The sequence below is a fragment of the Streptomyces sp. NPDC028314 genome (genome assembly GCF_055565795.1).
The window spans coordinates 113285-135878 of sequence record NZ_JBVHTP010000021.1; the positions used below are offsets into that span (position 1 = coordinate 113285).

At 73.3% G+C, this 22594-nt stretch carries 20 protein-coding genes; 12 read left to right on the forward strand and 8 right to left on the reverse strand.

The features are described 5' to 3' along the window. Positions 1 to 80 precede the first annotated feature (80 nt). Positions 81 to 941, forward strand: coding sequence for a helix-turn-helix transcriptional regulator (locus ACZ4TG_RS35150; RefSeq protein ID WP_468171400.1), 861 nt, complete (start codon positions 81 to 83; stop codon positions 939 to 941). A 630-nt stretch (positions 942 to 1571) separates the two neighbouring features. Beyond that, positions 1572 to 1958: an NUDIX domain-containing protein gene (locus tag ACZ4TG_RS35155; RefSeq protein WP_468171403.1), complete on the forward strand. Its 387-nt coding sequence runs from the start codon at positions 1572 to 1574 to the stop codon at positions 1956 to 1958. Between the two features lie 128 nt (positions 1959 to 2086). Here ACZ4TG_RS35155 and ACZ4TG_RS35160 read toward each other — a convergent pair whose 3' ends face one another. Next, positions 2087 to 2968: a trypsin-like serine peptidase gene (locus ACZ4TG_RS35160; RefSeq protein WP_468171406.1), complete on the reverse strand. Its 882-nt coding sequence runs from the start codon at positions 2966 to 2968 to the stop codon at positions 2087 to 2089. A gap of 184 nt (positions 2969 to 3152) precedes the next feature. Between ACZ4TG_RS35160 and ACZ4TG_RS35165 the strand changes: the two genes are divergently transcribed. After that, the gene (locus ACZ4TG_RS35165; RefSeq protein ID WP_468171409.1) at positions 3153 to 4247 is read left to right on the forward strand and encodes an alpha/beta fold hydrolase; all 1095 of its coding nucleotides are present in this window, start codon (positions 3153 to 3155) and stop codon (positions 4245 to 4247) included. Positions 4248 to 4514: 267 nt separating this feature from the next. Here ACZ4TG_RS35165 and ACZ4TG_RS35170 read toward each other — a convergent pair whose 3' ends face one another. Further along, on the reverse strand, positions 4515 to 5735 hold the full coding sequence (locus ACZ4TG_RS35170; RefSeq protein WP_468171412.1) for an amidohydrolase family protein: 1221 nt from the start codon (positions 5733 to 5735) through the stop codon (positions 4515 to 4517). Between the two features lie 143 nt (positions 5736 to 5878). Here ACZ4TG_RS35170 and afsR point away from each other — a divergent pair, with 143 nt between their 5' ends. The 4 genes from afsR to ACZ4TG_RS35190 all read left to right on the forward strand — a co-directional run bounded on the left by afsR (position 5879) and on the right by ACZ4TG_RS35190 (position 11502). After that, complete coding sequence (gene afsR / locus ACZ4TG_RS35175; RefSeq protein ID WP_468171415.1) at positions 5879 to 9109, forward strand: SARP-family global regulator AfsR; 3231 nt, start codon at positions 5879 to 5881, stop codon at positions 9107 to 9109. A gap of 173 nt (positions 9110 to 9282) precedes the next feature. Next, the gene (locus ACZ4TG_RS35180; RefSeq protein ID WP_468171418.1) at positions 9283 to 9474 is read left to right on the forward strand and encodes a hypothetical protein; all 192 of its coding nucleotides are present in this window, start codon (positions 9283 to 9285) and stop codon (positions 9472 to 9474) included. Positions 9475 to 9837: 363 nt separating this feature from the next. After that, on the forward strand, positions 9838 to 10716 hold the full coding sequence (locus tag ACZ4TG_RS35185; protein WP_468171421.1) for a DUF4232 domain-containing protein: 879 nt from the start codon (positions 9838 to 9840) through the stop codon (positions 10714 to 10716). Between the two features lie 60 nt (positions 10717 to 10776). Further along, a complete protein-coding gene (locus ACZ4TG_RS35190) occupies positions 10777 to 11502 on the forward strand; it encodes a class I SAM-dependent DNA methyltransferase (protein WP_468171424.1) in 726 nt (241 codons plus the stop codon). Here ACZ4TG_RS35190 and ACZ4TG_RS35195 read toward each other — a convergent pair. Further along, complete coding sequence (locus tag ACZ4TG_RS35195) at positions 11499 to 13298, reverse strand: FadD3 family acyl-CoA ligase (RefSeq protein WP_468171427.1); 1800 nt, start codon at positions 13296 to 13298, stop codon at positions 11499 to 11501. The genes ACZ4TG_RS35190 and ACZ4TG_RS35195 overlap by 4 nt on opposite strands. A gap of 92 nt (positions 13299 to 13390) precedes the next feature. Here ACZ4TG_RS35195 and ACZ4TG_RS35200 point away from each other — a divergent pair, with 92 nt between their 5' ends. The 3 genes from ACZ4TG_RS35200 to ACZ4TG_RS35210 are packed head-to-tail and all read left to right on the forward strand — an operon-like array spanning position 13391 to position 15868. Next, the gene (locus ACZ4TG_RS35200; protein ID WP_468171430.1) at positions 13391 to 14542 is read left to right on the forward strand and encodes a lipid-transfer protein; all 1152 of its coding nucleotides are present in this window, start codon (positions 13391 to 13393) and stop codon (positions 14540 to 14542) included. A gap of 4 nt (positions 14543 to 14546) precedes the next feature. Continuing rightward, positions 14547 to 15095 (forward strand): Zn-ribbon domain-containing OB-fold protein, encoded by a 549-nt coding sequence (locus ACZ4TG_RS35205; protein ID WP_468171433.1) that lies wholly within the window; start codon positions 14547 to 14549, stop codon positions 15093 to 15095. Beyond that, entirely contained in the window at positions 15092 to 15868 is a 777-nt protein-coding gene (locus ACZ4TG_RS35210; RefSeq protein WP_468171436.1) for an enoyl-CoA hydratase/isomerase family protein, read from the forward strand. The genes ACZ4TG_RS35205 and ACZ4TG_RS35210 overlap by 4 nt, the downstream gene beginning before the upstream one ends. A gap of 64 nt (positions 15869 to 15932) precedes the next feature. Here ACZ4TG_RS35210 and ACZ4TG_RS35215 read toward each other — a convergent pair whose 3' ends face one another. Next, a complete protein-coding gene (locus ACZ4TG_RS35215) occupies positions 15933 to 16454 on the reverse strand; it encodes a hypothetical protein (protein ID WP_468171440.1) in 522 nt (173 codons plus the stop codon). A gap of 36 nt (positions 16455 to 16490) precedes the next feature. Further along, on the reverse strand, positions 16491 to 17174 hold the full coding sequence (locus tag ACZ4TG_RS35220; RefSeq protein WP_468171443.1) for a TetR/AcrR family transcriptional regulator: 684 nt from the start codon (positions 17172 to 17174) through the stop codon (positions 16491 to 16493). A gap of 124 nt (positions 17175 to 17298) precedes the next feature. Here ACZ4TG_RS35220 and ACZ4TG_RS35225 point away from each other — a divergent pair, with 124 nt between their 5' ends. Both ACZ4TG_RS35225 and ACZ4TG_RS35230 read left to right on the forward strand, forming a co-directional pair. After that, complete coding sequence (locus ACZ4TG_RS35225) at positions 17299 to 17871, forward strand: NADPH-dependent FMN reductase (protein WP_468171446.1); 573 nt, start codon at positions 17299 to 17301, stop codon at positions 17869 to 17871. 80 nt (positions 17872 to 17951) lie between these two features. Continuing rightward, positions 17952 to 18479, forward strand: coding sequence for a hypothetical protein (locus ACZ4TG_RS35230; RefSeq protein WP_468171449.1), 528 nt, complete (start codon positions 17952 to 17954; stop codon positions 18477 to 18479). Between the two features lie 70 nt (positions 18480 to 18549). Here the strand turns inward: ACZ4TG_RS35230 and ACZ4TG_RS35235 are convergent, their stop codons facing one another. The 3 genes from ACZ4TG_RS35235 to ACZ4TG_RS35245 all read right to left on the reverse strand — a co-directional run bounded on the left by ACZ4TG_RS35235 (position 18550) and on the right by ACZ4TG_RS35245 (position 22540). Next, positions 18550 to 19047, reverse strand: a complete 498-nt coding sequence (locus tag ACZ4TG_RS35235) for a peptidylprolyl isomerase (RefSeq protein ID WP_468171452.1) — start codon at positions 19045 to 19047, stop codon at positions 18550 to 18552. A 56-nt stretch (positions 19048 to 19103) separates the two neighbouring features. Continuing rightward, positions 19104 to 21518 (reverse strand): protein serine/threonine kinase AfsK, encoded by a 2415-nt coding sequence (afsK, locus tag ACZ4TG_RS35240; protein WP_468171455.1) that lies wholly within the window; start codon positions 21516 to 21518, stop codon positions 19104 to 19106. 209 nt (positions 21519 to 21727) lie between these two features. Beyond that, the gene (locus ACZ4TG_RS35245) at positions 21728 to 22540 is read right to left on the reverse strand and encodes a VOC family protein (protein WP_468171458.1); all 813 of its coding nucleotides are present in this window, start codon (positions 22538 to 22540) and stop codon (positions 21728 to 21730) included. Positions 22541 to 22594: the final 54 nt, after the last annotated feature.

The following is a 22594-nucleotide window of genomic DNA, read 5'->3' on the forward strand; positions in this document are numbered from 1 at the left end:
CGCCGGACTCGGGTTCCTAGGACTGGCAGGACCACCATCGACACGACCGCTCCGAGTGGCCCGTACGCATACTGGGATGCATGGATGATCTCGGTGACCTCGGCACGTTCCTACAGTCACGTCGAGCGCACGTACCGCCGGAATCGGTCGGCGTCATCATCGGTGGCCGCCGCCGCGTGGCCGGTTTGCGGCGCGAGGAGCTGGCGCACCTGGCCGGCGTGAGCGTCGATTACTACACCCGGCTCGAGCAGGGACGAGCGACACAACCGTCGGAGCAGGTGCTGGACGCACTGTCGCGGGCGATGCAACTCGACGACGTGGCCCGCGAGCACCTGCACAAGCTGGCCAAACAGGGCAACCGCCGTCCGCAGCCGACCAGTTACCCGGCCACGATTCGGCCCCAACTGCAGCGGATCCTCGACACGATGTCGGACTATCCCGCGATGATCCTCAACCACCGCATCGACGTGCTGGCATACAACCGGCTGGCCGGTCTGCTGTACTGCGATCTGGATCAGGTGCCGGTCGACGAGCGCAATCTGGCCAGGATGATCTTTCTCGACACCGACCGCTTCGACCTGTACGCCGATCGCCCCTCATGCACCGCCGACACCGTGGCTCATCTGCGCCACGCCGCCGGCGAGTTCCCCGACGACCCGGAACTGGCGGCTCTCATCGGCGAGCTGTCCATCGGCAGCCGCCGCTTCAGCGAGCTGTGGGCCGCCGCCGAGGTCAGCGTGCGCGGCCACGGATCGCAGCGCTATCGGCACCCGATGATCGGCGTGATCACGTTGCACCAGGAGCGCTTCACGCTCCCGGACGGTTCCGGCCAGGAGCTGATCACCCTGACTCCCGAACCCGGCAGCATCGATGAGGACAACCTCCGTTTGCTCGCCAACCTCGGCCTCGACGACACCAGCGCACCACAGTCTCGCCCCTGAGCCGATCGGCGAGCGTCGCCCGCCGACCTCTCACGACCCCTCACGGCTTATGTCCAGCCCATGACGGGCTGATCGACGCCAGATGAGGAGAAGGACTGACAGATCGCTGGCGGCTTATGTCCAACCCAAGACGGGCCGCAGACGCTAAGCCGGGAGAAGCGCGTAGCGATCTGAGGCGTGGGCCGTGATGGGGCCGGGGCTGCGAAGGTGCCGGCGGCTGGCTGCGGGGAACAGGGAATCTGCCCGCGCATCGCTGAGGGAGCTGGGACCGGATGTGAACCTCCCGGCCATTCCTCTGGGGGCTTCCCGGCAGTCTTATGGCATTCCGGGGCGGGCCGGTCGGTCAAGGGTGGCCGAAGGCCATCGCGAAGCGACGCGAGCGCAGCGAGCGCCCTTGAGGGACCGGACCGAACCGGAAGGACAGTGGACTGACGGGACGCCCCCAGACCCTCCCCGACACCGGGCACTCGGACCCCGCCATCCGCTCTCTCCCCTCCCCTCCCCTCCCCTCCCCCACCCCGAAAGCCCCCGCACCGCGGAGGTACCGCTGAGACCCGTCAGACGTACCCTGATCTGATGAGAACTCCACGTCAGGCAGCGCGAATTGTGATTCTCTCGCCCACGGGCTCCGTGTTTCTCTTTCGGGAGAACAACGTCGAAGTCGGCATCCACTGGCTTCCCCCGGGCGGGGGCATAGACCCCGGGGAGAGCCCCGAGGAGTGTGTGCGGCGCGAGTTGCGGGAGGAGACCGGGTGGACCGACCTCGAGCCGCAGCGGCTGCTGTGCACCTGGGAGCACGACTTCACCCACCAGGGCGTCCCCGTCCGGCAGCACGAGCACATCTACGTCACCACCGGCCCGCACCGCGACCCCGTCCCGGAGTCCCCGGACGCCCACTGGCGCTGGCTCTCGCAGGACGCGCTCGCCGTCCTCGGGGAGCCGCTGTGGCCCCCGCGGCTGGCCGATCTGCTCGCCGGCGTGCCCGCCGAGCCGGTGCACCTCGGGCTGATGGTGTGAGCTGAACCCGGCTCAGGCCGGGCCGGCCGCCCCCGGGGCAGGGCATCCGGCCGAGCCTGCACGGAGCCCGCGGCCGGGCGCGGGGCACGGCACAGGACCGCCCCGCCCCAACAGGCCCCCGCCCCGCCTCAGCGGGCCGCTGCCCCCGCAGCCGCCCCCGCCCCCGCCGTCGCGCGGCGGTACAGCGTGGCCGCGTACTCCCCGAGGACGGTGCTCGTCGAGACGTCGTCCGTGTCGCCGCCCGTCAGGATGCCGATGATCTTGCCGTCGCGGGCGATCCACGCACTGCCGCTGGTGCCGCCCGGGAAGTCGGCGCAGTCGAAGCGCTGTTCCGTCGCCTTTTCGCGGACCGCGACCGCCGTGCAGGTGCGGGGCACCTTGCGGTCGGCCGGGTAGCCCGTCACCGTGACCTCCTCGCCCGCGCGGCCCGTGGCGTCGAGGGTGGCCGCGCCGGTGACGTCCTCGATGTTGCGGCCGGACGCGTCGGGGGCCAGACGGGCGAAGGCGAGGTCGTAGTCGTCGTTGGCGTCGTCCGTCCAGCGCCCGTCCTCGTAGACCTCTTCGAGCCGCCAGGTGCCGTACGGGACCGCACCGTTCGCGTACGCGGGTGCGAAGACCGGGCCTTCCGCGCCCTGGTTGCCGGGGACCAGGCAGTGCCCTGCGGTGACGATGAGGTTGCGGCCGGGGCTGTGCACGACCGTCGCGGTGCAGAAGTGGTCGCCGTCCACCCCACCGGAACCGCCTTCGAACAGCGCTCCCGTGAAGGCCGCCGGGCCGCCGGGGCGCGGCGTCACGGCGGACGGGCGCGGCGTCGGGGACGTGGACAGCTGAGGCTGCTTCGGTGATTGCGATCGTGACGGCGGGTTGGAGGAGACCACCCCGGAGGGGTCCGCCTTCGGCCGTGCCACGACCGCGCCGTCCGAGGCCGGCACCACCTTCGTCATGGCCGCAGACGCCCCCAGCGCGGCGACCGCGCACAGCACGACGGTCACCACGGTCCGCTTGTCCACCACAGTCGCCCCTCCCACTTTGCTCCGGCGAAGCATGCCCCGGCGTCACTTCCGCCGCAAGGGGTGGAGTTCGCCGTGATCACGCCGGAACCACCATCTCACTTCCGCGGCGCGGGTGTTGACAGAACCCGATCGGATCCCGACACTCAACTGCATACATCGGAAACAGTTTCTGGGGGAAACAATGATCGCCGCCGTCATCGCCGCGGGTACCGCCGTCACCGCCCTCGCCGCCCCGGCAGCCGCCCTGTTCGGCCACCGCGCCCTGCGCCGCGGCCGGGCCGCCCGGGCGCTGCGCATCGACTCCCCGCGCGGCATCGACGAACAGGGCTTCGTCCGCATCGGCGGCATCGACCAGTGGATCTCGGTCCGCGGCGAGGACCGCGCCAACCCGGTGATCGTCGAGATCCACGGCGGCCCCGGCGCCCCCAACTCCATCTACGCCACCCGCACCCGCTCCTGGGAGCAGCACTTCACGATCGTCCGCTGGGACATGCGCGGCGCCGGCCGGACCTTCGGCCACGGCGGCCCCGAGGGCCAGGGCGAGACCACGTTCTCCCGGCTCTACGAGGACGCCCTCGAAGTCACCCGGCACGCCCGGGCCCGCCTCGGCGCGGACAAGGTGCTCCTGCTCGCCAACTCCTTCGGCAGCGTCTTCGGCCTGCGCCTCGCCCGCAACCACCCCGAGCTCTTCTCGGCGTACGTCGGCACCGACCAGAACATCCACGACGCCGGCCGCGACACCTCCGCCTACCGGGCCGTCCTGGACCGGCTGCGAGCGGCGGGCCGGACCCGGCAGCTGGCGCGGGTCGAGGCACTGGGCGCCGACCGGCGCGCATGGGACTCCGGGCAGCGGTCGACGTACGACAAGCTCTGCACCCAGAGCGACCGGCTGACCCTGGACACCGTGAAGAAGGTGGTCCTCGGCTCGATGTGGCTGTCCCCGCTGCACTCGCTGCGCGACCTCAAGGACTTCTTCAAGGGGCAGGGCTTCTCGGAGCGGGTCACCGAGGGGACCGCGGGCTTCGACGACTGGGCCGACGGCACCCGGTTCGAGCTCCCCTTCTTCATCTTCCAGGGCGCGGGCGACGTCATCACCCCGGCGGCGCGGGCCAGGGCGTTCTTCGACGACGTACAGGCCCCCGTCAAGCACTTCGCGCTGATCGAGGACGCGAGCCACTTCGCCTCCTTCCGGCACCCGGAGGCCTTCCTGCGGCTCCTGCTGACCCATGTCCGGCCTGTGATCGCCCTGGAAGCGGCGGGCGTCCCTGCCGCGTAGCCGAGGAGCGGTGACGTGTGGCCCCGGGCGGGATCCGCCCGGGGCCAGACCGCGTCGTCGGGGCGCACGGACGGCTGAGCGCGGCCGGTCAGCAGCGCACCGGCGGTCGACAGCGCGCCGACAACCCACGGCCCTCAACCCGGCGGCGACCCGACCACGACCCGAAACCCGACGGCGACCCGAAACCCGACCACGGCCCTCAACCCGGCGGCGACCCGACCACGACGCGCAACCCGACCGCGACCCGCGGCCCGGCACCCGAACCCACTACGCGCCCAACCAGAGGCCCTCCGGGGTCAGGCCCAGCAGGTCGATGGCGTTGCCGCGCACGATGCGGTCGACCACGTCCGGGGCCAGGTGCCCCATCTGAGCCTCGCCCACCTCGCGGGACTTGGGCCAGGTGGAGTCGGAGTGCGGGTAGTCCGTCTCGTAGAGGACGTTGGCGACGCCGATGGAGTCGAGGTTCTTCAGCCCGAAGGCGTCGTCGAAGAAGCAGCCGAAGACGTGCTCGGCGAAGAGCTCCGACGGCGGCCGGTGGACCTTGTCGGCCACGCCGCCCCAGCCGCGGTTCTCCTCCCACACCACGTTCGCGCGCTCCAGGATGTAGGGGATCCAGCCGATCTGGCCCTCCGCGTACATGATCTTCAGGTTGGGGAAGCGCTCGAACTTGCCGCTCATCAGCCAGTCCACCATCGAGAAGCAGCAGTTGGCGAAGGTGATGGTCGATCCGACGGCCGGCGGGGCGTCCGCCGAGGTGGAGGGCATGCGCGAGGAGGAGCCGATGTGCATGGCGATGACCGTGCCGGTCTCGTCGCACGCCTGGAGGAAGGGGTCCCAGTCGTCGGTGTGGATGGACGGCAGCCCGAGGTGGGGCGGGATCTCCGAGAAGGCGACGGCGCGCACGCCGCGGGCCGCGTTGCGGCGGACCTCGGCGGCGGCCAGCCGGGCGTCCCAGAGCGGTACGAGGGTGAGCGGGATGAGCCGGCCCGCCGCTTGGGGGCCGCACCACTCCTCGACCATCCAGTCGTTGTAGGCCCGTACGCCGAGCAGCCCCAGCTCGCGGTCCTTGGCCTCCGTGAAGGTCTGGCCGCAGAACCGCGGGAAGGTGGGGAAGCAGAGCGCCGACTGGACGTGGTTGACGTCCATGTCCGCTAGGCGGTCGGGAACCGAGAAGGACCCCGGGCGCATCTGCTCGTAGGTGATGACTTCCAGTTTGATCTCGTCGCGGTCGTACCCGACGGCGGTGTCGAGGCGGGTGAGCGGCCGGTGCAGGTCTTCGTACACCCACCAGTCGCCTATCGGGCCGTCGTCGCCCTTCTGCCCCATGACGGGGGCGAACTTGCCGCCGAGGAAGGTCATTTCCTTCAAGGGGGCGCGGACGACCCGTGGGCCGATGTCCCGGTACTTGGACGGGAGCCGGTCCCGCCAGACGTGAGGGGGCTCAACCGTGTGGTCGTCCACCGAGATGATCTTCGGGAAGGTCTCCATGCGGACTACCGTAGCGCGCATCTGACGAACCGTCAGCTAGTTGCGCGGCAGTTGGGAAGCGATCAGTCCGCTGCGGGCTGACGGGTACGTGCAAGACAGGGCAGACTGACCCTTACACCGACGGAAGGCAGGGGGGACGACAGATGGACGGCGTACCGGCCATCCCGCACCAGCGGAACCACCCCAAGGCAGCCCGGACCACCACGGCCGCGGTCGACGCCCCTCCCGAATCCGCCTCCGCAGCCACGAAACCCGCCGATGCCACGGCCGAATCCACGGCCGGATCCAAGGCCGGCGCCCGAGCCGCATCCGAAGCCGCCGCCCGCGGACGCACCCCCCAGGACACCACCGCCGGAGCCGACGCCGCAGCCGCCTCCGCAGCCCCCCGCGGAGCCGCGCCCGAAGCCGGCACCCCGGCCGCGGCCGCCCCCGGCGCCCCGGCCGGCGCCGCCCGGGCCCGGGCCGACGCCGGCGGCAACCGCTTCGCCGTCCTCGGCACCGTCCGGGCCTGGCGCGGCTCCGAACCGCTGCCCTCCGGCAGCCCCCAGCAGCGCGCCCTGCTCGCCGCGCTCCTGCTCCGCGACGGCCGCACCGCCACCGCGCCGGAGCTCATCGACGCGATCTGGGGCGAGGACCCTCCGCAGCAGGCCCTCGCCACCATCCGTACGTACGCCTCCCGCCTGCGCAAGGTCCTCGACCCCGGGCTGCTCGTCACCGACGCCGGCGGCTACGCCATCCGCACGCCCACCGGCGCCCTCGACCTCGGCATCGCCCGCACCCTGGCCGCCGACGCCGAGAAGGCCCGCGCGTCCGGGGACCGCACCCTCGCCCGTACGCTCCTGGCCCGCGCCCTGGACCTCTGGGACGGCGAACCCCTCGCGGGGGTCCCCGGCCCGCACGCCGACACCGAGCGCACCCGGCTCGCCGAATGGCGCCTCCAGCTGCTGGAGACCCGCCTCGACCTCGACCTGGAGGTCGGCCACCACGCCGAAGCCGTCTCCGAGCTGACCGCGCTCACCGCCGCCCACCCCCTGCGGGAGCGACTGCGCGAGCTGCTGATGCTCGCCCTCTACCGCAGCGGCCGCCAGGCCGAGGCACTCGCCGTGTACGCCGACACCCGCCGGCTCCTCGCGGACGAACTAGGCGTCGACCCGCGCCCCGAACTCGCCGCGCTCCAGCACCGGATCCTGTGCGCGGACGCCGAGCTGGCCCTCGCCGAGGACCCGGCGCCGGCCGCCGCTCCCGTTCACGTGAGGCCCGCCCAATTGCCTGCCACCGTCCCGGACTTCACCGGCCGCGCGCCCTTCGTCACCGAGCTCGGGGAGATCCTCGCCGGCGCCGAGGGCCAGGTCATGGCCGTCTCCGCGCTCGCCGGGATCGGCGGCGTCGGCAAGACCACCCTCGCCGTGCACGTGGCGCACGCCGCCCGCCCGCACTTCCCCGACGGCCAGCTGTACGTCGACCTCCAGGGCACCGAGCCCCGCCCGGCCGAGCCCGTCGCCGTCCTCGGCTCCTTCCTGCGGGCGCTGGGCACCCCCGACACCGCCATCCCCGACTCCCCCGCCGAGCGGGCCGCGCTGTACCGGTCCACGCTCGACGGCCGCCGCGTCCTGGTCCTGCTCGACAACGCCCGCGACGCGGCCCAGGTGCGCCCGCTGCTGCCGGGCACCGCGGGCTGCGCCGCCCTCGTCACCAGCCGGGTCCGCATGTCGGGCCTCGCCGGGGCCCATCTCGTCGACCTCGACGTGATGAGCCCCGAGGAGGCCCTGCAGCTGTTCACCCGGATCGTCGGAGCGGAACGGGTCGGCGCCGAACGCCAGGCCGCCCTCGACGTCGTCGGCGCCTGCGGGTTCCTGCCGCTCGCCATCCGCATCGCCGCGTCCCGGCTCGCCGCCCGGCGCACCTGGACCGTGTCCGTACTCGCCGCCAAGCTCGCCGACGAGCGCCGCCGCCTGGACGAGCTCCAGGCCGGGGACCTCGCCGTCAAGGCCACCTTCGAGCTGGGCTACGGCCAGCTGGAGCCCGCCCAGCAGCGGGCGTTCCGGCTCCTCGGGCTCCCCGACGGGCCCGACATCTCGCTGGCCGCGGCGGCCGCCGTACTCGACCTGCCCGAGCACGACACCGAGGACCTCCTGGAGGCTTTAGTCGACTGCTCCCTGCTGGAATCCGCCGCGCCCGGCCGCTACCGCTTCCACGACCTCGTACGGCTCTACGCGCGTGCCTGCGCCGAACGCGACGAGCAGCCCCCGAGCGGCCGCGAAGCCGCCCTCGACCGGCTGCTGGACTTCTACCTGGCCACCGCCGCCGGCGTGTACGCCCTGGAGCGCCCCGGTGACCGGCTGCCCGCGCACCTGTCCGCCGCCCACCACCCCGGCCTCGTCTTCGCCGAACCGCGCGCCGCCCTGGACTGGCTGTTCGCGGAGGCGGACCCGCTGCTGGCGTGCGTGCGGCAGGCCGCCGTACGGTCCACGGGGCGGGACGACGTGCTGCGCCGGGCGGTGGACCTGCTGTGGGCGGCCAAGGACCTCACCGAGTCGGGGGCCAACTCCAAGCAGTACGAGTCCGCCTCCGTCGCCCTGTGCGAGGCCGCGCACGCCGCCGGGGACCCGCACGCCGAGGGCCGGGCGCGGATCACCCTCACCATCGTCCACCTGGTCGCGGGCCGGTTCGCCGAGGCCGACGCCGAGGCCAGCCGCGCCATGGTGCTGGCCCGGGAGGCCGACGACCCGCTGCCGAACTGCTGGGCGCCCAACGACCGCGGGATCATCGCCCTGTACGAGGGCCGGCACGCGGACGGCGAGCGGTTCCTGCTGGAGGCCATCGAGAACTTCCGCGCCGACGGGAACCTCGTCGGCGAGGCGAGCGCCCTGTGCAACCTCTCCCGCATCCACGTGATGCTGGGCCGGCTGAGCAGCGCCATAGACCTGGCGCAGCAGGGCATCGACATCTACGACCGGATGGGCCTGACCCTGCGCCTGGCCAACGGCCGCTACGCGCTGGGCATCGCGCTGACCCAGGCCGGCCGGCTGGGCGAGGCGCTGGCGCAGCTCGCGGAGGCGCTGACGCTGTTCCACGACAACCGGCAGCCGCTGTGGGAGGGCGTGACGCACTTCCGGCTCGCGGAGGCCCACCTGGCGGCCCGGCGGCCCACGCTGGCCGCCTCGCACGCCGAGCAGGCCATCGCGCTGCGCGGCATCGGCGGTGAGTGGCGCCGGGCCACGGTGCTGACGGTGCTGGGCAAGGCGTTGGTGCGGCTGGGGCAGACGGACCGGGCGCGGGTCTGCTGGCGGGACGCGGAGGCGGTCTTCGCGCAACTGGGCTCCGCCGAACTGGCCGAAGTACGCGCCCTGTTGGCCTCGCAGGTCGCGGCCTGACCAGCGCATTTCAACGGATGAACGGCACGTTCATCGTTCGTTTATCGCCGCGCGCCATCATCGGTACATCGACTCGACGCGTCGGGGGGCTCGCGGGTCGACTGGAGGACTACCCGTTCGGCGGTCCGCGGGGGAATCGCCGAACGGGCCCGACTCATCCATCAGGAGATCCGATGACGACGAACGAAAACGCCCTGCCGAACGAGGGCGACATCAAGCCGCTCGACAACCACGCCTCGGGCATCGAGATCAAACCGCTGGACAACCATGCCTCGGGCGGTACGCCGCTGCCCGGGCAGGAAGACAAAGCCGTGGACGAGGAGATCGTGACGCTGGACAACCACGCGTCCGGCACGCGTCCGTAGCGGAGGCGAGCCCAGCACGTACGGGGGACGTACGGGGGACGTACGGGGCCCACGGGGGAATGCACGGGGGCCCTACGGGGGGGGAATGCACGGGGGAACGTCCCCCACGGGGGAAGTACGGGGGCCCACGGGGGAAGCACAGGGGCTCTACGGGGGAAACGTACGGGGCCCCACGGGGGAATGCACGGGGGAAGAGCGGGGCCCCACGGGGGAGAACGTACGGGGGAAACGTACGGGGGATCGGCGGCCGCGGTGGCCTGGAGGGGGACCACCGCGGCCGCCGCATGTCGTTGTGACACCCCTGTGACCGGAGGCATGGCTTCCGTCACACCCCGGCTGATCTGCGCATGGTGTCCTGAGCGGATGCGCCCCGCCACCCCCGCCACCGCCCTCGCCACCCTCGCCGCCGCCGCGCTCCTCGCCGGCTGCGGAACGGTGAACGCCTCCTCCGGCGCGGCCGCAGGCTCCGTGCCGCCGAGCTGCGCCCCCTCCCCGTCCGCGGATCACGAGGACGTGGCCCTCCTCGGCCCGGAGTGCGGTCCCTCGCCGGCTGCGGCCACCGCCTACCGGGTCACCAACACCGGTACCGAAGCCCTCACCTACACCATCACCTTCGACTTCCTGAACGGCTCCGGCCAGGTCAGGGACAACATCCGGCAGACCGTGGCGTCCGTGGAGCCCGGCCGGAGCGTCACGCGAGCCGTCGACGACCCGCAGTCCTCGCCCGGCGCGTCCGGCCGCTCGCGCGTGCGGATCTCCCAGGTGCGGGCCGTTCCCGCTGCCGAGGCGCCCGACCCGGCCGGCGCCTGCCCGGCCTCCGGGATCCGGGTCACCGCCGACGACGGCGACGCCGCCATGGGGCTGCGCGTCGTCGGGCTCCACCTGACCAACTGCGGCACCGCCGCCTACCAGCTCGGCGGCTACCCCGGCCTCCAGCTGCTCGACAAGGGGCGCAAGCCCGTGACCGGCGTCGATGTCCTCCGCGGCACCGGCGAGATCGCCACGGGGATCGGCCCGGACGCACCGCCCGCGCCCTTCACGCTGAAGCCGGGCGAGTCCGCCTCCGCGTCCCTGGCGTGGCGCAACACCACCGGCTCGGGCGACGCCGTGAACGCCCCGTACGCCAGGGTGACGGCGAAGCCCGGGGCCGCGGCGGTGACCGTGACACCGGAGCTCGACCTCGGGACCACGGGCAGGCTCGGCGTCAGCGCCTGGCAGAAGGACAAGCCACGCACCCCGTGAGGGCTCCCCGCGCCGACGTCCGTCCCTCGCGGAGTGCGCGAACGCGTCTAGGCTGAGGACGTGTTCACCTCCCAGGGGCCGAGCCTCCGCGAACTGGCCGTACAGGCCCTCTCCTCCGTCGAGCAGGGCTACGACCTGCTCGCGCCCAAGTTCGACCGGACACCCTTCCGCACCCCGGACCGGATCCTCGACGCCGTCGAGGAGACCCTCGCGCAGCGGGAGGGCTCCTTCGGCTCCGGGCTGGACGTCTGCTGCGGCACCGGCGCGGGCCTGCCGATGCTGCGGCGGCTGTGCCGGGAGCGGGTGACCGGGGTCGACCTGAGCGCGGGCATGCTGGAGCAGGCCGCGCGGGACCTTCCCGACGGGGCCGACCTCGTACGGGCCGACGTGCTGGCGCTCCCGCCCGAGCTCGGGGACGCGTACGACCTGGCGGTGAGCTTCGGGGCCTTCGGCCACTTCCTCCCGGCCGAGCGGCCCGCCCTCTTCGCCGGGGTGCACCGCGCGCTGCACCCCGGCGGGGTCTTCGCCTTCCCGATCGGCGCCCCGCTGCCGCTGAGCTCCCCGCTCTGGTGGGCGACGGCCGGCTTCGACGCGGTGATGCGGGTGCGCAACGCGGTGTGGCGGCCGCCCTTCGTCATGTACTACCGCACCTTCCCGTGGGGGCCGGTCAGCGCGGACCTGCGCGCGGCGGGCTTCACGGTGGAGACGGCCCCGCTGGAGCACTTCGGGTACCGCCCCGACGGCAGCCCGCGCTGGCGGCTGGCGCTGGCCCGGCGGCCCGGCTAGGGAGTCGCCCCGCCGGCCTCGGCCCGGCGGGCGCGGAGTTCCGTCTTGAGCACCTTGCCGCTCGCGTTGCGCGGCAGGCCGGTGACGAACTCCACCTCCCTCGGCACCTTGTAGTTGGCCATCTCCCGCCGGGACCAGGCGATCAGGTCGTCGGCGGTGAGGGTGGAGCCGGGGCGCCGGACGGCGTACGCCTTGCCGACCTCGCCGAGGCGCGGGTCCGGGATGCCGACCACCGCCACGTCGGCCACGTCCGGGTGCAGGCCGAGGAGTTGCTCGATCTCGGCCGGGTAGGCGTTGAAGCCGCCGACGATGAACATGTCCTTGATCCGGTCGGTGATGCGCAGGTTCCCGGCGGCGTCGAGGACCCCGACGTCGCCGGTGCGCAGCCAGCCGTCGGGGGTGACGGCGCGGGCCGTCTCCTGCGGGTCCTCGAAGTAGCCCCGCATCACGTGGTGGCCGCGGACCCACACCTCGCCGGCCCGGCCGGCCGGTTCGGGGCGGCCTTCGGGGCCGGCGATGCGCAGTTCGGTGCCGGGGATGGCCCGGCCGGAGGTTTCCGCGATGATCGCGGCCGGGTCGCCCCGGCGGCACATGGTGACGATGCCGCTGGCCTCGGAGAGCCCGTACGCGGTGAGGACGGTGGCGATGCGCAGCTCGCCGCGGAGCCGCTCGACGAGCCGGAGCGGGACGACGGCGGCGCCGGTGACGACCAGGCGCAGGGCGGACAGGTCGTGGTGGGCGCGCTGGGGGTGGTCGAGGAGCGACTGGTGCAGGGTGGGCGGTCCGGGGAGTACGGAGATCCGCTCGGCGGCGATGTTGGCGAGGACGGTGTCCACGTTGAAGACGGGCTGGGGGACCATCGTGGCGCCGCGCATCAGGCAGGCGATGATCCCGGCCTTGTAGCCGAAGGTGTGGAAGAAGGGGTTCACGATCAGGTAGCGGTCGCCCTCGCGCAGTCCGGCGAGCTCGCTCCACACGTCGTAGCAGCGCAGCGTCTGGGCGTGGGTGATGACGGCGCCCTTGGGGCTGCCGGTGGTGCCGGAGGTGAAGATGATGTCCGAGGGGGCGTCCGGGGCGACGGACTCGGCGCGCTCGCGGACGACGGCGGCGGGGACGTGGTCCCCGCCGGCCAGGAAGTCCTTCCAGGTGCGGAAGGACTCGGGGGCGTCCTCGGCGAGTACGACGATCTGCTCCAGGTGCGGCAGGCCGGGCAGCGGACCGCCGCCGGGGCCTTCGGCGGCGGCGCGGCGCAGGGAGGCCACGTAGGAGGTGCCGAGGAAGGTGCCGGTGACGAAGAGGAGCCGGGCGCGGCTGCGCTGGAGGACGTACGCCGCTTCCGTGCCCTTGAAACGGGTGTTGAGGGGGACGAGCACGGCGCCCGCCGAGACGGCTCCCAGTGCGGAGACGATCCATTCGAGGGTGTTGGGCGCCCAGACGGCGACCCGGTCTCCCGGTTCGACGCCGGAGGCGATGCAGGCGGCCGCGGCGCGCTCGACGCGTTCGCCGAGCTGGGCGTAGCTGATGCGGACGCGGCCGTCGACAACGGCCTCGTGGCCGGCGTAGCGGGCGGCGGCGGCGCGCACGAGGCCGGGGATGCTGCCCCAGCGCAGGTCGCCGCGGGGGTCGGCGGCCGCGTCCGCGCCCCGATCCGCGCCGGTGGCCGTACGGGTCCCCGCGCCGGCGCTCCCGTACCGGCCGTCCTGCGCGCCGCCGTCCCCGCTGCCGCCCGTACTCCCGTACCGGCGGCCGTCCGCGCTGCCGCGCCCGCTGCCGCCCTCGCGCCGGTCCTCGCCCATCGTGCGCCCTCCCGATGCCCAGTAGCTGACTATCCGTCAGATTAGCTGTAGCCTTCGCGGCTGTCAGTACTGGTGCAGCCCCGGAGGTGGCGATGGCGGCAACGCTCAAGGACGCTACGGCAATAGTCGGCATCGGCCAGACCCGCTTTGCCAAACAACTCCCCGCGTCCGAGAAGGAACTGGCCTGCCGCGCCATCCTGGCGGCGCTCGCCGACGCCGGGATCGAACCATCCGAGGTGGACGCCTTCGCCTCCTACACGATGGAGGAGACCGACGAGGTCGAGGTCGCCAAGGCCATCGGCGCCGGCGACGTCACCTTCTTCTCCAAGGTCGGCTACGGCGGCGGCGGCTCCTGCGCCACCGTCGGCCACCTCGCCGCCGCCGTCGCCACCGGGCAGGCCACCGTCGGGGTCGCCTGGCGCTCGCGCAAACGCGGCTCCGGGCCGCGCCCGTGGAAGAACACGGCCGTGCAGCTGCCCACGCCCGGCCAGTGGACCCGCCCCTTCGGGCTGCTGCGCCCGGCCGACGAGATAGCCATGCTGGCCCGCCGCTACATGCACGAGTACGGGGCCACCCGCGACCACCTCTTCAACGTGGCGATGGCCTGCCGCAACCGGGCCAACGAGAACCCGGCGGCGATGATGTACGAACGGCCGCTGACCCGCGAGATGTACATGAGCTCCCGGATGATCAGCGATCCGCTCTGCCTCTTCGACAACTGCCTGGAGACGGACGGCGCGCTCGCCTGCGTGATCGTCTCCGCCGAGCGGGCCCGGGACTGCCGCCAGCGGCCCGTCTACGTGCACTCCGTCGCCCAGGGCCTGCCCGCCCAGCACCACGGGATGGTCAACTACTGGAACGACGACCCGCTGTCCGGACCGGCCTGGACCGCCGCCCGGCACCTGTGGAAGCAGGCCGACTTCGGACCCCAGGACGTACACGTCGCCCAGATCTACGACGCCTTCACCCCGCTGATCCCGCTGTCCCTGGAGGGCTACGGCTTCTGCGGGCGCGGCGAAGGCGCCGCCTTCACCGAGGGCGGTGCGCTGGAGATGGGCGGCCGGCTCCCGATCAACACCGGGGGCGGCGGGCTGAGCGAGGCGTACGTGCACGGCTTCAACCTGATCAACGAGGGCGTCAAGCAGCTGCGCGGCATCTCCACCGCCCAGGTGCCGGACGCCGCGACCTGCCTGGTGACGGCGGGCGAGGGAGTCCCGACGTCCGCGATCCTGCTGAGGAGCTGATCCCATGACCGCTGCCGCGCCCACCGAGTCCGCGGAGACCACCGAGCCCGCCCAGCCCGCCGGATCCGCCGGATCCGCCGCGCCCGCCTCCGCGCCCGCCCCCGCGCCCGACGCGGGTACCGAAGCGCTCCTCCTCCCCGTCCCGGACGAGGACGGCGCCCCCTTCTGGGAGTACGCCGACCGGGGCGAACTCCGCATCCAGGCCTGCTCCGACTGCGGAAGACTCCGCTTCCCGCCCCGCCCCTGCTGCCCGCACTGCCAGTCCTTCGCCTCGGAGTGGCGGCTGATGAGCGGGCGGGGCCGGATCTGGTCGTACGTACGGCCGCACCCGCCGCTGCTGCCCGCGTACGCCGCACAGGCCCCGTACAACGTGATCCTCGTGGAGCTGGCGGACGCACCGCAGATCCGGCTGGCCGGGAACCTCGTCACCTCGGCCGACGCCCCGCTGGACTCGGTGGACCCGGCCCGGCTGCGCATCGGGGCGCGCGTGCAGGTGGCGTTCACCCGGACGGGCGGGGTGGCCGTGCCGCGCTGGATCCTGGAGAGGTCATGACGGTCCGGGTGGAGCGGGACAAGGCGACCGGGGTCGCGGTCGTCACCCTGGACCGGGAGCGCAAGCACAACGCCATCGACCTGGCGACGGCGGCCGAACTGGCAGCCGTCTGGCGGGAGTTCCGCTACGAGGAGGACGTCCGGGCGGTGGTGCTGACCGGGGCGGGCACCGCGGCCTTCTGCACCGGCATCGACCGGTCGGTGGAGGTGCCGCAGCCGCGGTCCCCGTACTCGGTCGACGATCCGCTGGTCGCCATCGGCCCGAAGGCGGCCGACCTGTGGAAGCCGGTGATCGCGGCCGTCAACGGCATGGCCTGCGGCGGGGCCTTCTACCTGCTGGGCGAGTCGGAGTTCATCGTCTCCTCGACGGCGGCGACGTACTTCGACCCGCATACGACGTACGGGATGGTCAGCGCCTACGAGGCCGTGTACATGGCGCAGCGCATGCCGTTCGGGGAGGCCGCCCGGATGTCCCTGATGGGCACGGCGGAACGGCTCTCCGCGCAGCGGGCGTACGAGATCGGCCTGGTCTCGGAGCTGGCCCCGCCACAGGAGCTGCTGGAGGCCGCGGTGCGCTCGGCCGAGACCCTGGCGGGCTTTCCGACGGAGGGCGTACAGGGCACCGTGCGGGCGCTGTGGTCGGCGAAGCGGGCCGCGCTCCAGCAGGCCCTGGACCAGGCTCCGGCCCTGGTCACGCTGGGCAACCTGGCACCGGAGCGGCAGGCGGCCCTGTTCGGCGGGAGGCGCTCGGCACCGCAGCCGCGGGTGCGCTGAAGCCCCCCCTGCCAGGGCTTGTGCGCTGAAGTCCCCTGCCAGGGCTTGTGCGCGAGAGCCCCTGCTAGGGCTTGACGCCCTTGGCGGCGAGGGAGACCCCCTCGACGAGGCATTCGCGCACCGCGCCGGCCTTCGAGGCGTCCAGCAGCGGCACCTCGACGGTCCGCGACTCGCGCGCCTTGAGTTCGACCTGGGCGGAGCCGCGCTCGATGCTGTCCACCGGGCCCTGGAAGTTCACGGCGACCGAGAAGGTGCGGGTCTCGTTGACCTGGGAGGTGACCTTGACGATCGCCCTGGGGCGGCCGGTCTCCGCGCAGCTGACGAGCTCGGCCGTCCCGGGGGCGGCGCTGCGGGTCGGGCTGGGGGTGGCCGAGGCGGTGTTCCCGGACCCGTTGGTGGTGGTGTGGGTCTTCTTCTTGCTGCTCTTGGAGCTGGAGCAGCCGCCTCCGCTGCTCTTGCTCTTCCCGCTGCTGCTGCTGCCGCTGCTGCCGCTGCTGCTGGATCCCCCGTGCGAGGAGAAGCCGGTGAGCGCGAGCACCACGCCCACGAGCACGGCCGTGAACCTGATACGACGTCCAGCCACCATGGCCTGACTCCTCCCCCTGGGCAACGGCGCGCCACGCTACCAGGCGGCGCGCGCCCTGTATCTGGCCAGGAACAGATCGACTCCGGCGGCGGCCTGGGTGAGCAGTTCCGCGTCCGTGGGCCGGTATGCCGCGTCGAACGTGCCCACCAGCTGCGGCAGGGAGACGGTGACCGCGATCAGCTGCCGGACGGCGAGCTCGGTGTCCGCGTCCGGTACGTCGAGGACCCCGCGCGCGGTGAGCGCGCGTAGGGCCTGTGCGAGCGGGGCGTTCATGGCGGCGTGGCTGCGCAGGTACCAGAGGCGGCCGAGCTGCGGGAAGCGTTCGGCCTCACCGATGACGAGGCGGCGCAGGGACGCCACCCGGCCGTGGAGCTGGAGCCGTGCCCAGTCGGCCTGCACCCGGATCAGGGCGGCGCGGGGGTCGGGGGCGGTGGCGAGGGTGTCGGCGCAGGGGGCGAGGCCGGCGTGGGCGGTGTTCAGGACGGAGCCGACGACGGCGAGGAAGAGCCGCTCCTTGCTGCCGAAGTGCTTGTAGACGGTGGGCTTGGAGACGCCGGCGCGGGCGGCGATGGAGTCCACGGAGGCGGCCCGGTAGCCGTCGGCGAGGAACGCGCCGAGCGCGGCGGCGGTGATGGCGTGCCGCTTGGGCCGGGAGTGGCCGGCGACGGCCGGGAGCACGGGGATTCCATGGGCGTCACGGTCGTCGGCGGCGATGCTCATGCGCCCACCCTACCCAGGAACTGAACCGAACGGTGTAGTTGCGGAGCTGAACTACACGGTTTAGTCTCATCCCATCGAGCCGACACCGGGCCGCCCGGCGGGTGTCACACACAGGGGGAAGACCATGTCCGAGTTCAAGATCCTCGCCATCTCCGGCAGCCTGCGCGCCGACTCCCACAACACCGCCCTGCTGCGGGCCGCCCGCAAGCACCAGCCCGGGGGCCTGGACATCGAGATCTACGAGGGACTGCGCGAGCTCCCGCCGTACGACCAGGACCTCGACACCCCGCAGCACCGCCCGGCGGCCGTGGCCGACCTGCGCCGGCGGATCACGGAGGCCGACGGGCTCCTCATCGCCACCCCCGAGTTCAACTACTCCGTCCCCGGCACCCTGAAGAACGCCCTCGACTGGGTCAGCACCGACTGGACCCGCGAGGAGGGGCTGCCGCTGCTGCGCAAGCCGGTGGCGATCCTGGGCGCGGCGCCCACGAACTTCGGCACGGTGCGCGCACAGCTGGCGCTGCGCCAGGTGTTCGTGTGGACGGACAGCGACGTGGTGGTGAAGCCGGAGGTGCACCTGTTCCGGTCGTACGAGCGGTTCGACGAGAACGGGAACCTGACGGACGAGGCCTCCGTCGGCCTGGTCCGCGACCTCCTCTCGGCGCTGAAGACGAAGATCGCGGCCGCGGCCCGGTGACCGTCCGCCGCGTCCGGCGTGCGGGGGCAGGTGCCCGGGCGTAGCGTCGGGGTCAAGACCCCCACCGCGAAGGGCCGGGCATGATCCGCAACGTACTCGGCTCGCTGATGGGTCTCATCGGAGCGACGGCCGCCGTCTGGAGCCCCTTCCGTGCCTGGTACGACGGCCGTCACGGGCGCGACTACCGCCTGGAGGAGCTGTTCTCCCCCGCCGGCATCACCGGCGCCGGGGCCGCCCTGCTCGCCTCGCTCCTGCTGCCGTTCCTCTTCGCCGCGCTCCTCACCCTGGTCGCGGTCCTGCGGCGCTCGCGGCTGCTGATGGCCCTCGCGGGGGTCGTCGTCCTCGGCTTCTCGGTGCTGTGGGCGGTCCGCCAGGGCCAGGCCGTGGGCAGTCTGTCGGTCGGCGGTGACGGCGGGGGGCTCGGTGAGGGGGTCGCCAGTGCCTTCGGGGCCGGCGCCCTGCTCATCCTGGCGGCGGTCGTGATGAGCGGCCGCCCCGCCCGCGAGCGCCGCCGCGACCTGCCCCCGGCGACCGCCCCGGAGCCCTACCGGCCGACACCGGCCGACGAACTCTGGCCCCCGGCCCCGCCGCCGCGCGACCACGCCTGAGCCCGGACATGACGGCGGCCCCGGTCCCCCGAGTGGGGGCGGGGCCGTCCGGCCGGGAAGGCGGGGTGGGTCAGGCCTTGTCGACGACGCCCGAGGCCGCGATCTCGATCTTGGCGCGGGTGGCGCCGGACTGGGAGCCCAGGGACTCGATCTTCTGGACCAGCTCCGAGCCCTCGACGACCTCGCCGAAGACGACGTGCTTGCCGTCGAGCCACGGGGTGACGACGGTGGTGATGAAGAACTGCGAGCCGTTGGTGTTGCGGCCGGCGTTCGCCATCGACAGCAGGAACGGGCGGTCGTGCTTCAGGTCGAAGTTCTCGTCGGCGAACTTCTCGCCGTAGATGCTCTTGCCGCCGGTGCCGTTCTGGTTGGTGAAGTCACCGCCCTGGAGCATGAACTCGGGGATGACGCGGTGGAACGGCGAACCGGCGTAACCGAAGCCGTGCACGCCGGTGGCCAGCTCGCGGAAGTTCTTCGTCGTCTTCGGGACGACCTCGTCGAAGAGGTTGAAGACGATGCGGCCCGCGGCCTCGCCGTTGATGTTGATGTCGAAGTAAACGTTGCTCATGGGGTCCATCCTGTCACTCCCGGTGCGATACGCGACTCAGCGGGGCCCGGGCTGCGTCACGTACCCGTACGGGTGCCCGTGCCCTTGGCCGCGTCCAGGGCGTACACGCAGCGGTCCTTGCTGCACGCGTACACCACCCCCGCCTCCGCCACCGGCGCACCGGTGATCTCGCCGCCCGTGGCCAGCTTCCAGCGGAGCTGGCCGCCCGCCGCGTCCAGGGTGTACAGGCAGTGGTCCGCCGAACCGAAGTGCACCCGGCCGTCCGCGACCGCCGGCAGGCCGGTGATCTCACCGCCCGCCGCGAAACGCCACTTCGGGGTGCCGGTGACCGCGTCGAGCGTGTACAGGGCGCTGCCCGCGCCGAGGTGGACGTTGCCGCCCACGACCAGCACCGGGTCCGCCGAGGAGCGGGGCTCGGTGGCGATCCGCCAGCGGTCCTTGCCGGTGACGGCGTCCAGGGCGTAGACGGTGCCCAGGTAGTCGGCGAGGTAGACCCCGCCGCCGGTCACGGCCGCGCCTGGCGCGAAGGCCGGGGCGGCCAGGAACACCGCCGGGGCCTCGAAGTGCCAGCGGACCCGGCCGGAGGCCCGGTCGACGGACAGCACCCGGGTGCCGGCGGCGACGTAGACGTTGCCGTCCGGGGCCGGGGTGACGCGGACGGGGACGTTGCCGCAGGAGGCGGCGTCCCCGATCGGGTAGGACCAGGCCTCCAGGCCGCTGCGGGCGTCCAGGGCGCGCAGCCGGGCGTCCTGCCACACGTACACGGTGCCCTCGTGCAGCACGGGGGCCGCCTCGGGGGTCTCGAAGTCCGACTGGGCGCCGCTGAGCTCCCACAGCTTCTGGCCGTTCGAGGCCTCCCAGCCCTGGACCCCGCCGCCGCGCGTGGCGGTGATGACGGTGCCCCGGTCGGCCCGCAGCGCGTACACCCAGGCGTCGGTGGACAGCCGCCACCGCTCGGAGCCGTCGGTGGCGTCGAGCGCGAAGAGGGAGGGGCCGTCGGAGGCGTGGATGCGGCCGTCGGCGACGGCCATGGACCAGGCGACGTCCCGGGTCTTGAACTGGCGGCGGCCGCTGCCGACGTCCAGGGCGTGCACCTCGAAGGAGGTGACGTAGAGCAGGTCGCCCGCGACGGTCGGGGTGCCCCAGACCTCGTTGGACATGCGGAAGCGCCACGGGCGCCAGCGGCCGCTGTCCGGGGACGGGCCGGGGCTCGGGACGACGGCCGCCCCGGATCCGGACGGTACGGCTTCCAGCGCCGACTGCGGGCCGCCGCCGGGCGGCCGGATCCAGCCGGTCGCGGCGTCGGCCACCATCGCGGAGGACGCGGCGGCGGTGGCGCGCGGCCCGGGCCCGATGGGCACCGGGGAGCCGCCGAGCCGGACCGGTTCCCCGGAGGGCACGGGGCTCGGCTGCGGCGGGTGGTGCGGGCGCGGCGGGGCGGCCTGGCCGGTGCGCGGGTCCGTCCAGGGGTCGACGCCGCGCTGGCGGCGGTGGGTGGCGGGCCCGGAGGCGGGGCCGTGGCCCGCGCCGGGGCCGCCGGGGCCGGGGTTGGCGCGGACCGGCGCGGGCGCCGCCGTACGCTGACCGGCCCGGCGGGCCTCGATCATGGCGACGGCCCGCCCGGGGAGCCACGCGGAGGCGGTCCCGCTCTCGTCGTCGCCCTCGAACAGGTGCGGGGCGAGCTGCGCCTGGAGGTCGGCGGGGGTGGGGCGCCGGGTGGCGTCCATCTGCATGCAGGATTCGATGAGCGGCCGCAGCTCGTCGGGGAGCCCGTCGAGGTTGGGGCCCTCGCGCAGCAGCATGAACACCGTCTCCACCGGGTTCGCCCCGTGGTACGGCGGGTGTCCGGTGGCGGCGAAGACCAGCGTCGAGCCGAGCGAGAAGACGTCGCTGGCGCCCTTGACGCTGCGGGAGTCCTTGGCCTGCTCGGGCGACATGTAGGCGGGGGTGCCGACGGCGACGTTCGTCATGGTCAGGCGGGTGTTGGAGACGCCGCTGGCGATGCCGAAGTCGATCACGCGCGGGCCGTCCTCGACGACGAGCACGTTGGAGGGCTTCAGGTCGCGGTGGACGAGTCCGGCGCCGTGGATGGACTGCAGGGCCTCGGCGATGCCGGCCGCGAGCCACCGTACGGCCTGGGCGGGCATGGGCCCGCACTCGTTGACGATCTCCTCCAGGGAGGGCGCCGGGACGTACGCGGTGGCCAGCCAGGGCACGGCCGCCCGCGGGTCGGCGTCGACGACGGCCGCGGTGTAGAACCCGGAGACCGCGCGCGCCGCCTCCACCTCCCGGGTGAAGCGCACCCGGAACAGCTGGTCCTCGGCGAGCTCGGTCCGCACCGTCTTGATCGCCACCCGGCGTCCGGACGCCGACCGCGCGAGATAGACCAGCCCCATGCCGCCGGCGCCGAGCCGTCCCAGCACCTCGAAGGGGCCGATCCGTCTCGGGTCGTGCTGCGTCAGCTGCTCCACCACTCGCCTCCACACCTCCCCGTACGGGCCCGCACCGGGCCCGTTTCCACCAGCGCGCGCACCGGCACGGCGGTCGCCTCCGCGCCGGTCTCCCGTGCAGGTCCCACCCGTGCAGCCTCTCACCGCACCCGTGCAGCGTCTCACTCCGGGCAGCGCCAGGAGTCGCGCAAACCCGATTCTGTCAGGCCCGCGCCCGGTCCGGCCCCGGCTCAGGCGTGGCTTTCGGGAGCGGCTTTCGTACGGGACTCCGAGAGCACGCCGAAGACGGCCCCCTGATTGTCGGCGACGACCGCGATCCGCCCGTACGGCGTGTCGAACGGATCGGCGGTGACGCGGCCGCCGAGGCGCTGCACGGTGGCGACGGTCTGGTCGCAGTCGGGGACGGCGAAGTACACGAGGAAGTGCGCGGGCATGATCTCCGGGAAGGCGTCGGTGATCAGGCTGCGGCCGAGGACGGCGCTGTCGGAGCCGGGCGCGCTGCCCGGCGGGGACCAGACGCGGTACTCGATGCCGGTCTCGGGGTCGTCCTGGTCCTCGTGGACGTAGCCGAAGACCTTGGCGTAGAAGACGTCGACCGCGTCGCGCGCCCGGGTGTAGACCTCCGACCAGCAGTACGTGTACGGCTCCTGCTGGGCGTCGAAGCCGTGGTGCGTGCCGGGCTGCCAGAGGCCGAAGACGGCCCCGCCGGGGTCGGCGGCCAGGGCGGCGGTGCCGTACGGGCCCACGGGCTGGGGGTCCATCACCATCTGGCCGCCGGCGGCGCGGATGCGGGCGGCGCACGCGTAGGCGTCGGAGGTGTACAGGTAGACGCCCCAGACGGTGGGCATGCGGCCGTCGGGCTTGGGGGCGAGGGCGGCGACGTTGCGGCCGCGGCCGTAGGCCTGCGTGTAGTGGCCGTACGCGGCGCCCGCGCTGTCCCCGAAGGTCCACCCGAAGAGCTCACCGTAGAAGCGCTTGCCCGCCTCGACGTCCGGAAGCGAGGCGTCGACCCAGCAGGGTGAGCCTTCCGCGAATGCGGCCATGAGCCCGGTTCCTTCCGTTGTGCGGCGTATGCGCCCTCCCGTACCTCCCAGCCA

Excerpts from the sequence above, each read along its gene's own strand:
- ACZ4TG_RS35150 (WP_468171400.1), top strand. The coding sequence starts at position 81 with ATGGATGATCTCGGTGACCTCGGCACGTTCCTACAGTCACGTCGAGCG.
- ACZ4TG_RS35165 (WP_468171409.1), top strand. The coding sequence starts at position 3,153 with ATGATCGCCGCCGTCATCGCCGCGGGTACCGCCGTCACCGCCCTCGCC.
- ACZ4TG_RS35170 (WP_468171412.1), bottom strand. The coding sequence starts at position 5,735 with ATGGAGACCTTCCCGAAGATCATCTCGGTGGACGACCACACGGTTGAG.
- afsR (WP_468171415.1), top strand. The coding sequence starts at position 5,879 with ATGGACGGCGTACCGGCCATCCCGCACCAGCGGAACCACCCCAAGGCA.
- ACZ4TG_RS35180 (WP_468171418.1), top strand. The coding sequence starts at position 9,283 with ATGACGACGAACGAAAACGCCCTGCCGAACGAGGGCGACATCAAGCCG.
- ACZ4TG_RS35185 (WP_468171421.1), top strand. The coding sequence starts at position 9,838 with ATGCGCCCCGCCACCCCCGCCACCGCCCTCGCCACCCTCGCCGCCGCC.
- ACZ4TG_RS35195 (WP_468171427.1), bottom strand. The coding sequence starts at position 13,298 with ATGGGCGAGGACCGGCGCGAGGGCGGCAGCGGGCGCGGCAGCGCGGAC.
- ACZ4TG_RS35200 (WP_468171430.1), top strand. The coding sequence starts at position 13,391 with ATGGCGGCAACGCTCAAGGACGCTACGGCAATAGTCGGCATCGGCCAG.
- ACZ4TG_RS35205 (WP_468171433.1), top strand. The coding sequence starts at position 14,547 with ATGACCGCTGCCGCGCCCACCGAGTCCGCGGAGACCACCGAGCCCGCC.
- ACZ4TG_RS35210 (WP_468171436.1), top strand. The coding sequence starts at position 15,092 with ATGACGGTCCGGGTGGAGCGGGACAAGGCGACCGGGGTCGCGGTCGTC.
- ACZ4TG_RS35215 (WP_468171440.1), bottom strand. The coding sequence starts at position 16,454 with ATGGTGGCTGGACGTCGTATCAGGTTCACGGCCGTGCTCGTGGGCGTG.
- ACZ4TG_RS35220 (WP_468171443.1), bottom strand. The coding sequence starts at position 17,174 with ATGAGCATCGCCGCCGACGACCGTGACGCCCATGGAATCCCCGTGCTC.
- ACZ4TG_RS35225 (WP_468171446.1), top strand. The coding sequence starts at position 17,299 with ATGTCCGAGTTCAAGATCCTCGCCATCTCCGGCAGCCTGCGCGCCGAC.
- ACZ4TG_RS35230 (WP_468171449.1), top strand. The coding sequence starts at position 17,952 with ATGATCCGCAACGTACTCGGCTCGCTGATGGGTCTCATCGGAGCGACG.
- ACZ4TG_RS35235 (WP_468171452.1), bottom strand. The coding sequence starts at position 19,047 with ATGAGCAACGTTTACTTCGACATCAACATCAACGGCGAGGCCGCGGGC.
- ACZ4TG_RS35245 (WP_468171458.1), bottom strand. The coding sequence starts at position 22,540 with ATGGCCGCATTCGCGGAAGGCTCACCCTGCTGGGTCGACGCCTCGCTT.